This is a genomic window from Mycolicibacterium iranicum (assembly GCF_002101705.1).
GTDB lineage: Bacteria > Actinomycetota > Actinomycetes > Mycobacteriales > Mycobacteriaceae > Mycobacterium > Mycobacterium iranicum.
This window is the reverse complement of record NZ_LQPC01000031.1, coordinates 45,158-57,048: the sequence shown is the minus strand read 5'-3', so window position 1 is coordinate 57,048 and position 11,891 is coordinate 45,158. Positions and strand designations below refer to the sequence as shown.

Annotated in this window: 12 protein-coding genes; 7 read left to right on the top strand and 5 right to left on the bottom strand. The window is 66.4% G+C overall.

Annotated features, from left to right (window positions below; genetic code table 11):
* Nucleotides 1-3 precede the first annotated feature (3 nt).
* Nucleotides 4-324, bottom strand: coding sequence for a hypothetical protein (locus AWC12_RS16255; protein ID WP_133057347.1), 321 nt, complete (start codon nucleotides 322-324; stop codon nucleotides 4-6).
* Between the two features lie 55 nt (nucleotides 325-379).
* Here AWC12_RS16255 and AWC12_RS16250 point away from each other — a divergent pair, with 55 nt between their 5' ends.
* Complete coding sequence (locus AWC12_RS16250) at nucleotides 380-1,690, top strand: hypothetical protein (RefSeq protein ID WP_085175530.1); 1,311 nt, start codon at nucleotides 380-382, stop codon at nucleotides 1,688-1,690.
* Nucleotides 1,687-2,775: a hypothetical protein gene (locus AWC12_RS16245; protein ID WP_085175528.1), complete on the top strand. Its 1,089-nt coding sequence runs from the start codon at nucleotides 1,687-1,689 to the stop codon at nucleotides 2,773-2,775. Before AWC12_RS16250 ends, AWC12_RS16245 begins: the two co-directional genes overlap by 4 nt.
* On the opposite strand, the gene AWC12_RS16240 is transcribed toward AWC12_RS16245, so the two are convergent.
* The 4 genes from AWC12_RS16240 to AWC12_RS16225 all read right to left on the bottom strand — a co-directional run bounded on the left by AWC12_RS16240 (nucleotide 2,769) and on the right by AWC12_RS16225 (nucleotide 8,189).
* Nucleotides 2,769-3,008 (bottom strand): hypothetical protein, encoded by a 240-nt coding sequence (locus AWC12_RS16240; RefSeq protein ID WP_024444386.1) that lies wholly within the window; start codon nucleotides 3,006-3,008, stop codon nucleotides 2,769-2,771. The genes AWC12_RS16245 and AWC12_RS16240 overlap by 7 nt on opposite strands.
* Before the next feature lie 43 nt (nucleotides 3,009-3,051).
* Nucleotides 3,052-4,356: an alpha/beta hydrolase gene (locus tag AWC12_RS16235; RefSeq protein ID WP_085175746.1), complete on the bottom strand. Its 1,305-nt coding sequence runs from the start codon at nucleotides 4,354-4,356 to the stop codon at nucleotides 3,052-3,054.
* 105 nt (nucleotides 4,357-4,461) lie between these two features.
* On the bottom strand, nucleotides 4,462-7,767 hold the full coding sequence (gene lysX / locus AWC12_RS16230; protein ID WP_085175526.1) for a bifunctional lysylphosphatidylglycerol synthetase/lysine--tRNA ligase LysX: 3,306 nt from the start codon (nucleotides 7,765-7,767) through the stop codon (nucleotides 4,462-4,464).
* 86 nt (nucleotides 7,768-7,853) lie between these two features.
* A complete protein-coding gene (locus AWC12_RS16225) occupies nucleotides 7,854-8,189 on the bottom strand; it encodes a DUF1844 domain-containing protein (protein WP_036463753.1) in 336 nt (111 codons plus the stop codon).
* Nucleotides 8,190-8,375: 186 nt separating this feature from the next.
* On the opposite strand from AWC12_RS16225, the gene infC reads away from it, so the two are divergent.
* The 5 genes from infC to AWC12_RS16200 all read left to right on the top strand — a co-directional run bounded on the left by infC (nucleotide 8,376) and on the right by AWC12_RS16200 (nucleotide 11,888).
* Nucleotides 8,376-9,029 (top strand): translation initiation factor IF-3, encoded by a 654-nt coding sequence (infC, locus tag AWC12_RS16220; RefSeq protein WP_085175524.1) that lies wholly within the window; start codon nucleotides 8,376-8,378, stop codon nucleotides 9,027-9,029.
* A 6-nt stretch (nucleotides 9,030-9,035) separates the two neighbouring features.
* Nucleotides 9,036-9,230, top strand: coding sequence for a 50S ribosomal protein L35 (rpmI, locus tag AWC12_RS16215; RefSeq protein ID WP_024444391.1), 195 nt, complete (start codon nucleotides 9,036-9,038; stop codon nucleotides 9,228-9,230).
* 45 nt (nucleotides 9,231-9,275) lie between these two features.
* Nucleotides 9,276-9,665, top strand: coding sequence for a 50S ribosomal protein L20 (rplT, locus tag AWC12_RS16210; protein WP_005149096.1), 390 nt, complete (start codon nucleotides 9,276-9,278; stop codon nucleotides 9,663-9,665).
* A gap of 23 nt (nucleotides 9,666-9,688) precedes the next feature.
* Nucleotides 9,689-10,435 carry a TrmH family RNA methyltransferase gene (locus tag AWC12_RS16205; protein ID WP_085175522.1) on the top strand — a complete coding sequence of 249 codons (747 nt, stop codon included), beginning with the start codon at nucleotides 9,689-9,691 and terminating at the stop codon, nucleotides 10,433-10,435.
* Nucleotides 10,436-10,715: 280 nt separating this feature from the next.
* On the top strand, nucleotides 10,716-11,888 hold the full coding sequence (locus AWC12_RS16200) for a PE-PPE domain-containing protein (RefSeq protein WP_085175520.1): 1,173 nt from the start codon (nucleotides 10,716-10,718) through the stop codon (nucleotides 11,886-11,888).
* Nucleotides 11,889-11,891: the final 3 nt, after the last annotated feature.

Sequence of the window (11,891 nt, the reverse complement as noted above, 5' to 3'; positions counted from 1 at the left end):
GCGTCACCGGCGCGGTATGCGCACCGCGACCGAGGACTCGTCTCCGGGACGGTAATACATGTCGATGATGCTGCCGGGCGTGAAGCTGGCGAGAGCGCTCTCGGGGATCAGGGTCGTCTCGCGGGCCGGGAACTGCCCGCCCTCGGGACGGCTGACCATGACGTCGAGTTCGACCTCATGGCAGTCCGCGGAGAAATCTCCGGTCAGGCGAAGTCCGACGACGACGCCGCGGGACCTGATCACAGTGCTCGTCGGCACGAACAGCACCGCCACCGTGCCGGCGAAAAGGAAGCTGAAGAAGATCAGGGTCAACACGCTGGGCATGCCCTCAGGGTCGATGAGGCCCACAGCTACCAAACCCAACTTCTATCCTGTTCCGGTGAGCACGGGAACGGACACCTCGGTGGCACTGCGGCAACCCCGCCGCGCGGTCATCGAGCGTGCCTGGCGGGCGATCGGACCGGGTGTCGAGGTGCTCAGCGCTGACGACGGCGGACCGCTGAGTCGCACGGTCAAGCGCATCATCGATCCCCTGGTGCTCCGGCTGCGGTCCAACACCAAGTTTTCGGCGCCGTTCGTCACCGCCGACGTCGCCGCCGAGATGCACGACACCATCCTCGGGCAGGCGGACGCGCTGCGGGCCACCGCCCGGTGGTTCGAGCTGCTCAAACGCGGCCGCCGCAGGCTGCGCATCACCACCGGCAACGCTCAGGAGATCTACTTCCCCCTGTGTTTCGAGCTTGCGGTGACTCGCGGCATGCCGGGTGAGCAGGACGCCGACGCTGCTGATGCGATCCTTCGGGAAGTGCATTCCGACCGCGACCGCACCGCAATCGAGGTGCTCAACCGCCACGTCGACGACGAGGACGTGGTCGCCGCTCTGGCGGCGCAGGTCTCCGACAGCTGGCTCGACGTACGGGCGGGAACCGAGATCACGGGTCCGTTCCTGGTCGGGCTCAGCACCGTGCTGGGCAAGGCCGACGGACACAACGCATCGGTTGCGCGCCAACGTGTGTGGTCGGCATTGGTCGCCGACGCGACCCCGTACAACCTGGGCGCGTCGGCGCGCAGCGACGCCTCGCGCCTGCCGTGGTCGATCGTCGCGCTCGGCCTGAGTTCGGCTGAGCCGCAGCAACCTCCGGTCATCACCGGAGGTGAGGGCGGTCGACCGCTCGACCGCAGCGTCGTGGACCGGGTGCGGGCCACCTTGCGCCGCGCTCTGGCCCGGGACGAGCTGCCCGACATTCCACTGCTGTGCGCCGAGGAAGTCGACCGGTCCTGTGCGCCATGGGGATTGCTCGGCGAAGACAAGCAGGCGACGTTGATCGCGGGCATCGAGGTCGCCGTCGACCTCGCACCCCTCGACGAGGCGGCGCAATGCCGCACCGACCTCGCACGTCAGATCCAGGCGCGGCTACGCAAAGAGGCGTACGTCCTGCATGCCCGGCGCTACCTCGCCGAGGGTGGCCCCGTACACCCGCGCCAGCAGACGATCGTCGACGAACTCGCCGCGTTCTGCCGGCCCTACCTGAACCGATTGTGGGCGCGTCTGCATGGCCGGGACGTCTGGCAGGAGCCCTGCACCGACGTCGACGACATCCGGGAGCTTCTCGAAGGAGTGTCGCGGTCGGTCAGTCTGGATCATCGTCAGCGCATCAAGGCGATGCTCGAAGCCCAGGACGTCCAATGAGGTTCATCGCGGAGTCGGGGCTGTGGGCGACGGAAGCGCCACGCGACGCCGTTCCGCTGACGGCCGTCCTCGAGGTGTCCGGCGCGGTTCTGTCGTGGACGGTGGATGATCCGGACGCGCCCGTGCATATGGCGTTCACCGACCCGGTTCGCGCGGAATGGCTTTGGCGAATCGTCGGCGAGGACGGGCACAGCTCCATCGTGTCCGCACTGGCCGCGCCACCCGAAGGCCAGCTCGATGTCGACGGCGTCTCCTTCGACGCGGGAGCGCTCGAACCGCTGCGACGTCTCGCGCTGGGTCATTGGCTGCGTCGCTGGTGGCCGGCGAGCTACCGCGACGGCATCGTCGAACTCGACGACGCGCTGCTCGCCGGGGAACTCGCTCAGCTGACTGCGTCCGCGGAGGATTACTTCGCCGACGGCACGTTCGACTCGGATGTGGCGGAGCTGCTGGCCCCCCATGCTGAAGTCCTCACCGCGCTTGCACGATTGGGCGATCCGAGGGTCAGCGAGTTGGTCGAGGCCTGCACCGAGCTCGCCGAGGACACGGGGATCTCGATCGAGACACCGGTCGTTGCGGCGCAAGTGGGTACCCGCGACGACTACGCGCTGGTGGCGGGAGCCGGCGCTGCCGGTGGCACAGCCGAAGCGGTCGCACGAGGTGTGGCCTCGGTGAATTGGGCGGCGGTTCCGCCACGGGTGTTCGACGCCGCTGAGGGGACCGTCGACTGGCAGGTCGAAACCGACGGTGCCGTTGCCAGCGCTGTGGTGCGCACGCAGCTGTCGGGTCCCGGCTCGCCGGCGGGCATTGCCGTCCACGTCCGCTCGGGGGGGATCACCGGTGCCGGCCAGCTGGACAGCACCGGCACGGCAACCGTTGCGCTGCTCGATGAGAAGCGCACCCCGGTGACGGAAACGCTTGCCTGGAGCCGTGATTGGCGGGAAACGGCGGTCCGGATCGGCGTCGATATCGGCGAGTCGTCCGACGTGCGGGACCGTGTGCGGGCCTTCGCTCGAATGAGGCTGCAACGGCTCGGGGCCGATGCCTTCCTCGCAGAGGTGCTTGCGGCCGAGTCCGACTACTGATCGGGTTTCGGGTCCATCGATTCGCGGATCTGAGCCAGCCGTTCGGCCGCCGCCCGTTGCCGGGCGTCGTATTGCTCGGCGATGGTGCGCCCTTCCGGCGTCTCGGCGTCCAGCTCGGCAGATCCGATCGACGTGGCGTAGCGGTTTTCGATTTTCTCCCGCACGGAGTCGAATGTCGGCACGCCTTCAGGGGTGTAGCCCGTGTCAGCCGGAGTGGTTGATTCGGCAGGCACGACTTCGGCGTCGATGATGGGCTCATCCGGCATGCCCACCACGCTACCCGCGGATGGCCCCCGGGAAGCCGATCTGCGCGACACCGGGGGTGCCGATCTTGCCTGCCAGCCAGGGCAGCGCGGCGGCGAAAGCGTTCGAGGCGAAAGGCCAGTCGTGGTTGCCCGGTTGGGACACCACGGCGCACTCGATGCCTGACTTGCCACCCAACCCGCACAGCGAGCCTGCGGCGAGCGCCTGGTCGTTGGGTTTGGCGCCTGGAGTCGTTGCGGTGTTGACGTCGAACCACCCGGCGATCCCCTGATACGGCCCGTGCCGGGTGATCACCGCGGTCGGGTCGAACGACGCGTAGGCCGCGGAGTTGCCGCCGAACAGGCGGTCGACCGTCTCGGTCTGCGATCCCGAGTTGGGTGCCGCGTCGCCGGCGATGTCGACGAAAGAACTGAACGTATCCGGATGCATCACGGTCAGGTCGACGGCGCAGGTGCCGCCCATCGACCAACCGACCACGCCCCAGTTCGCAGGGCTGGCGCTGACGCCGTAGGTCGACTTCATGAAAGGCACAACGTCTTTGACGAGGTGATCCGCGGAGTTGCCACGCGGTCCGTTGACGCATTCGGTGTCGTTGTTGAATGTGCCGCCCGGATCGACGAATACGAACACGGGTGCGTAACCGCCGTGAGCGGCGGCGAAGTCGTCGAGGATCTTCACCGCGCCACCTGCGCGCATCCAGTCGGCAGGGGTGTTGAACTCGCCGCCGATCATCATCACGGTGGGCAGTGCGGGTGGCGGGTCACTCGCGTACCAGGCAGGCGGCAGGTAGACGAATTCCTGCCGGTGCTTGAAACCCGATGCGCTGTCCGGGATGTCGACGGGGACGACGCTGCCCTTGATGGGGATCGCGTGCTGCTTCTGCATCGCAGCGACCGTGACCGGATCGGTTTGGTCCGGCAGCGGGCCTTCGGTGAGCTGATTCCACGCGGTCTGCACCGTGGGGAAGTAGCCGACCCACAGGTTCAGTGCCAGTGCCGCCGACAGCGCGCACAGCGGTACCGCGACCAGCGCGGCAACCCGTGGCCACCATCGGCTTCCGCGCCATCCCGACATCAGTACGCCGACGGCGAAGCCTGACAACGCGATCCACAGCCACAGCGTGTGCGGCGCCGGATTGGAATCGTCGGCGATGCCCGCCGAATCGATGTAGAGATAGGTGCCCAGCGCGAGGATCGCCCCGATGAACGCCGACCACGGTAACCAGATCAGCCGCCACCGCCTGGTGCGCCACCCTAGGGCGAGAATGACGGCGGTCGCCGCCAGGATCTGCACGGTCAGAGGTAGCCACCCGTGCATCAGCGACAGCGGGTGGCGCAGGGCTTCCGGAAAAGTCCCATGCAGCGTCACGCCTATACAGTGACGGGTGACCCTTGGGAATCCCTGTGACCCCGCTGTCAACTCCTAGCGGGGTTTGGCCAACGGGAAGGGCAGCGTCTCGCGAATGCTGCGTCCGGTGATGAGCATGACCACGCGGTCGACACCCATGCCGAGCCCACCGGTGGGTGGCATTGCGTACTCCATGGCTTGCAGGAAGTCCTCGTCGAGCTCCATGGCCTCCGGGTCGCCGCCCGCGGCCAGCAGCGATTGGGCCTGCAGCCTGCGGCGCTGCTCGACCGGATCGGTCAGCTCGCTGTACGCGGTTCCGAGCTCGACACCCCACGCGACGAGGTCCCAGCGCTCGGCGACGCCGGGGATGCTGCGGTGCGGCCGGGTCAGCGGCGACACCGACGTCGGAAAGTCCTTGTAGAACGTCGGTTCCGTCGTCTGGTCCTCGACCAGGTGCTCGTACATCTCCAGAATCACCGCACCGGTGTCCCAGTGCGTCAGGTAAGGGATGCCCGCTTTGTCGCACAGGCGTCGCAACGTCGCCAGATCGGTCTCGACGTCGACGTGCTCGCCCAGGGCTTCCGAGACAGCGTTGTGCACCGTCTTGACTGACCACTGGCCGGAGATGTCGTGCGGCTCCAGCGTGCCGTCTTCTCGGGGACGCATGAAGACCTGAGAACCGTTGGCGGCCTGCGCAGCATTCTGGATGAGCTCACGGCATCCGTCGATCCAGACGTTGTAGTCGGCGTGCGCCTGATACGCCTCCAGCAGCGTGAATTCCGGGTTGTGGCTGAAGTCGACACCTTCGTTGCGGAATGCGCGGCCCAGTTCGAAGACCCGCTCGACCCCGCCGACGCACAACCGCTTCAGATAAAGCTCGGGGGCGATACGCAGGTACAGGTCGAGGTCGTAGGCGTTGATGTGCGTCAGGAACGGGCGTGCGTTGGCGCCACCGTGGATCTGTTGCAGAATCGGCGTTTCGACCTCCAGGAAGCCCTTTCCGACAAGGGTTTCGCGGATGGCGTGCAGCACCCCGCTGCGTGCCCGGATGAGGTCTCGGGCGTCGGTGTTGACCGCAAGGTCGACGTAGCGGGCGCGAACCCGAGCCTCTTGGTCGGTGAGACCCTTCCATTTGTCGGGCAGCGGGCGCAGACACTTGCCGATGAGGCGCCAGCGCGTGACCAGCACCGACCACGTGCCTGAACGGGTACGGCCCATCGTGCCGGTCACTTCGACGAGGTCGCCCAAATCGATCGTCCGGGTGAAGTCCGAGGTGGAGCCGTCGCTCAACAGCGAATTATCAAGGGAAAGTTGGGTTTCTCCCGACCAGTCGCGTAATTGTGCGAACAGTACACCGCCGTAGTCCCGCAGCCGCAGCACCCGGCCCGAAACGGTGACCTCGGTTCCCGCCGCGGCGGCCAGTGCCTGTGCGACGGTGTGGCTGGGCGGGCTGCCCACCGGATAGGCGTCGACGCCGCGGTCCTGCAGTTCTTTCAGTTTCGCCATCCGGACCCGCACCTGCTCGGGCAGACGCGGCGCGACGTCCTCGTCGGCGAGGTCCGCCTCAAGGCCGATGGCATCGGGTGCGGTGCCATCGCTGTGCAGCAGCCCCGTCGCGACCAGAGATCCAGGTGCGGCGATGTGGTGACCCGTGTGGGGCTGCTCGTGACGACGCGAAAACGGAAGCACCAGAAAGCCTTCGGCGATCACCGAGGCCACCCCGACCCGGGGGATCAGCCTCGCGTCCTCGTAGCAGGCGAAGCGCGGAACCCACTCCGGCTGGTACTTCATGTTGGATCGGTACAGCGTCTCCAGCTGCCACCATCTGGAGAAGAAGACCAGTAGCCAGCGCCACAGCCGTGCCACCGGTCCTGCACCGAGCTGGGCGCCCTGCTCGAATGCGGAGCGGAACATCGCGAAGTTCAACGAGATTCGGGTGATACCGATGTCCTCTGCCTGCAGGCACAGCTCACTGACCATCAATTCGATGGTGCCGTTGGGGGATTGGGGCGCGCGCCGCATCAGGTCGAGGGAGACCCCGTTGCTGCCCCACGGCACCAGCGAGAGCATCGCCACCACCTGATCCCCCTGCAGGGCCTCCACGAGCAGGCAGTCGGCGTCGGCGGGATCGCCGAGCCGGCCCAGCGCCATCGAAAAGCCGCGCTCATCCTCGGTGTCTCGCCACGCATCGGCGTGCGCGACCACCTCGGCCATGTCCTCGGCGGACAGTTCACGATGCCTGCGGAAACGCACGCTGACGCCGGAACGCCGGGCGCGGGTGACCGCTTGTCGCACGGCCCGCATGTCCGAGCCGGACAGCCGGAACGCGTCCGGGTGCAGGATTGCCTCATCGCCAAGCTGCAGCGCGTTCAATCCTGCCTCGCGGAAGGCTTGTGCACCGGTCGCACTGGCGCCCATGACGCCCGGCGCCCAACCGTAGGTCTCGCAGAGCTTGAGCCACGCCTCGATGGCTTGCGGCCACGCCTTCGGGTCGCCTACGGGGTCGCCGCTGGCCAGACACACGCCCACCTCGACGCGATAGGTGATTGCGGCGCGCCCGTTGGGGGCGAACACCACGGCTTTGTCGCGACGGGTTGCGAAGTAGCCCAGTGAGTCGTTCTTGCCGTAAACCTCGAGAAGACCGCGGATGGCCGATTCGTCTTCACCGGTGAGGGCATTGTCGGCGCGCTGCGACTGGAACAGGACCACGGCCGTGACCATCAACGCCATCGCACCGAACAACCCGAGCAATGCGTTGACGAATACGTGCGGGTGGCCGGAAAACGCGCTGGCGTCCGCACCCGCGAAGGCACCCACCCGGTTCAGCGCGTACCAGAAGCGGTCCGGCCGGGCCAGCGACCCCGGGAAGAGTTCGAGGAGCCCCCAACCGATGAGCGTGCCGATGGCCATGCCGGCGACGAGCGTCGCGGCGGCTTTGAGCAGTGCGCCGCGACGCACCCGGGCCCAGAACTCCTTGCGGGCCAGAAGCAGGAATGCGACCGCGGCGAGGTGGAACACCAGGCCGATGACCTCGCCGATCTCTTCGAACCATCGCTCTTCGCCGCTGATGAGATCGACGACATTCACGAAGACCGCGGCGATCATGTAGCCGATCAGGATCCACCAGGCGATGCGTTTGCGCGCCGCGAGGGCGGCGGCGAGCAGGGCGAGGACGAATGCCCAGGCGAAGCTTGTGTCGGGAAAGTTGAAGATGTAGTCGTCGACGAATTCGCGGGGAACCTTGATGACCGAGCGGACCAGTGGCGAGATGCTCGCAATCAGCGACAGTGTCGCGATGACGCCCACGATCCAGCCGGCGGCCGCGGGCACCCACCGGTAACCCGACTTCGGATGCGCCCTGACGAGACTGGTGGGGGTCATAGGGCGCGAGGATATTCGCAAAGGCTGCGACGCGGTCGGATGTTCGGCTCCGCCGCGCGGTTGGATGTTCGGCTCCGCCGCGCGCGCTACCAGACGGGCCCGGTGTACTTCTCTCCCGGACCGTGACCCGGTTCGTCGGGCGCGGCGCTGGCCTCGCGGAAGGCCAACTGGAGCGTCTTGAGTCCGTCACGCACCGGTCCGGCGTGCGGGCCGAGGTACTCCGCCGACGCTGTCACGAGTCCGGCCAGACCGGTGATGAGGCGCCGCGCCTCGTCCAGGTCGCGACTGGGGCTGTCCTCGGGATCGTCATCCGAAAGGCCCAGTTTCTCCGCGGCGGCACTCATGAGCATCACGGCACACCTGGTGATCACCTCGACGGCGGGAATCTCGGCCAGTTCGCGGATACGGGGATCATCGGTCACGAGTGCTAGACTTTCACGCGCGACCGTCCCGGCTTTGGCCAGGGACAGCAAGTGGAGTCCCACTCCCACCGCTTACCACGATTCGTTCAAAGGTACTGCGGTCCGGTCACAGACATCGACGATGTCTGTCCTGGTCGGCATTGGGCCCTGCTTCTAGCAGGGCTCGTCTGTTCTACAGGAACAGTTGTGCCGCTGGCGTGGGGGGCTCCTGAGGACAACATAGGAGGCCCCATCAGCACTGAGACCCGCGTCAACGAGCGCATCCGCGTACCTGAAGTCCGTCTTATCGGACCGGGCGGTGAACAGGTAGGCATCGTGCGCATCGAAGATGCACTCCGCGTCGCCGCGGATGCCGATCTCGACCTTGTCGAAGTTGCCCCCGACGCCAAGCCGCCGGTGTGCAAGATCATGGATTACGGCAAGTTCAAGTACGAGACGGCACAAAAGGCGCGCGAGTCTCGCAAGAACCAGCAGCAGACCGTCGTCAAGGAACAGAAGCTGCGTCCCAAGATCGACCCGCACGATTACGAGACCAAGAAGGGTCACGTCATCCGCTTCCTCGAAGCCGGGTCGAAGGTCAAGGTGACGATCATGTTCCGCGGACGCGAGCAGTCGCGACCCGAACTCGGCTTCCGGCTCCTGCAGCGCCTGGGCGCAGACGTCGCCGACTACGGCTTCGTCGAGACGTCCGCCAAGCAGGACGGCCGCAACATGACGATGGTGCTGGCACCGCACCGCGGCGCGAAGACTCGCGCCAAGGCGCAGCACGACGCCGACGAGCCGATTGCGCGTAGACCAGCACCAGGCTCCGACGCCCCCACCGACACACCACAGAACTGAGGAAACATGCCCAAGGCGAAGACCCACAGCGGCGCTTCGAAGCGGTTCCGTACCACCGGATCCGGAAAGGTCGTCCGTCAGAAGGCCAACCGCAGGCACCTACTGGAGCACAAGCCGAGCAAGCGAACGCGCCGACTCGACGGCCGCACCGTGGTGGCCGCCAATGACGTCAAGCGCGTCAAGAAGATGCTGAACGGCTGACGGCCGCCCTTTCCTGAACCAGACCCTCCGAGATAAGGACTACCCATGGCACGCGTGAAGCGCGCACTCAACGCGCAGAAGAAGCGGCGCACCGTACTGAAGGCCTCCAAGGGCTACCGCGGGCAGCGGTCACGCCTGTACCGCAAGGCCAAGGAGCAGCAGCTCCATTCGTTGACCTACGCCTACCGCGACCGGCGTGCCCGCAAGGGCGAGTTCCGCAAGCTGTGGATCTCGCGTATCAACGCCGCCGCCCGCGCCAACGACATCACCTACAACCGGTTGATCCAGGGCCTGAAGGCCGCCGGTATCGAGGTTGACCGCAAGAACCTCGCAGAGATCGCGGTCAGCGATCCGGCCGCCTTCACCGCACTGGTGGAAGCCGCCAAGGCCGCCCTGCCCGAGGACGTCAACGCTCCGTCGGGCGAGGCTGCCTGACGCTCACCGAGCGTTCTGCCCGGGTGGCGGCGGCGGTCAAACTACACCGCCACACCGGGCGCCGCCGCGCCGCGCGCTTTCTCGCCGAAGGTCCCAACCTCGTCGAGGCAGCGTTGCGGCGCGGACTTGTCTGCGAGATCTTTGCCACCGAGAGCGCCGCGGAGAGGTTCGCCGCCCTGCTCGGCGAGTCGCCGGTGGAGATCGTCACCGACAAGGCCGCAAAAGCACTCTCGGACACCGTGACTCCGGTCGGACTCGTTGCGGTTTGTTCGCTCCCGGGGGCGACCCTCTCCGATGTGCTCGATGCCAAGCCCGCCCTGCTGGCGGTACCGGTTGAGATCTCAGAGCCCGGCAACGCCGGGACGCTGATCCGCGTGGCCGATGCGATGGGCGCCGATGCCGTCGTGCTCGCGGGTGACAGTGTCGACCCCTATAACGGCAAGTGCCTCCGCGCCTCTGCCGGGAGCATTTTCTCGATCCCCGTGGTCAGTTGCCCCGATGCCATGGGCGCGGTCACACAGATCAGCGCCGCCGGGCTCCACGTGCTCGCCACCGTGCTCGATGGCACCGTCAGCCTCGACGACATCGAGCTTTCCGGGCCCACGGCGTGGCTGTTCGGGCCGGAGGCACATGGCCTGCCCTCTGCTCTCGTCGAGCTCGCTACAGCCCGGGTACGTATTCCGATGCCCGGCGAGGCGGAGAGTCTGAACATCGCATCCGCCGCCGCGATCTGTCTGTATCAGAGCGCGAAGGCACACCGGCCCGACTGATCAATTCGACGTCCGTCAACGGGCTGGAGCCGCGCATCAGCGTAAATTTCGACAGCTTTGCTGATTTTGTAAAATCAGACGCGTTCGGCTGTGCCGCACAGGGTGCCGCGTTTCCAAATTTTCGCGAAGAGCCTCTTCAAGCGCCTGTTTCTAAAACGAGGAGCATCCCTACGTTCGCGTGGTGACGACTGGGTACTGGTTGCTTAGTCGTGCTTCGAGTAATAGCCTGTGCGACAGCAGCAAATTACTTAGGTATTGACTCGACGCGAACGGATGGTCCATGAAGCGGTTGTGTGCAGCAGTGGGAGTCCTCGCTGTCGGGTGTTCCCCGGGGCTCGCGAGTGCCTCGACCGCTTTGATTCTCGGTGGCGCGGGGCGGTATGCCGACCTCACAGACGAGGAACTGGCGAATGCGCTCGGCGGCTACTTCGCCGAATACGATCACCGGGTCAACGTGCCCTTCGCGGGCACTGACGACTTCGGCGAATCCATCGACGCGGCGGCCGACAGCATGTACGACGCCGTGTACAGCACACCGGGCAAAAAGACTATCGGCGGTGTCTCGCAGACCGCGCCGGCCATCGCGGAAGTGCTACGGCGGCTCGAAAACGACGCGGACGCACCGCCGCCGAGCGAACTCGATGCCGCCATGTACGGCGCGCCGAGCCCCTTCTTCTTCCGGCTCAGCGGCGTCGACTACCAGCCGTTGCCCGAGACGCCCTACAACCTGCTGATCGTCAGGGCCGAATACGACGGTGTCGCCGACTTTCCCGACAACCCGTTCAATCTGCTCGCCGTCGTCAACGCATACATGGGCTACAACCAACTCCACTATCAGGCGGCGTTCACCGATATTTCGCAGGTGCCCGAGGAGTACATCACCAAGACCGAGAACGCGAAGGGCGGAACGACGACGACCGTTCTCATCCCCACCAAGGTCCTGCCTGTGCTGAAGCCATTCGCCGACGCAGGCATGTCTGATCAGACTGTCGCCTACCTGGACAAGATTCTGCGCCCGCTCATCGACTCCGCCTACGACCGTCCGGAGGGGGGTGCGGCCGAAGCTGAAGTGTCGCAATCGGATCGGCGCAGTGTGGCGGTCGCCGCCGAGGCCGTCACCGACGTGGACGCAGTCGACGACGACTCGGATCAAGACGACTCGAATCAAGACGGCGCCGCCACCGACGGCGCCGTTACCGACGACGCCGCCACCGACGACGGCGGCGGAGGAGGCAAGGCCGACGCGGGGAAGGCCGACGAAAGCGCGCCGCGCGCCGGCAAGCATGCGAAGCCCGATGACGACACGCCCGGCGAGCGTGAGTCTCGGCAGACGACCAAGAAATCAGCAGGCAACGATGTCCAGCGCGGTAAGCACGCCAGAGACGACAGAGACGACAAGCGCGCCGCCAGTGACACCGACGGAAAAGCAGCTGCATCGGACACCGCGGCCTGATTA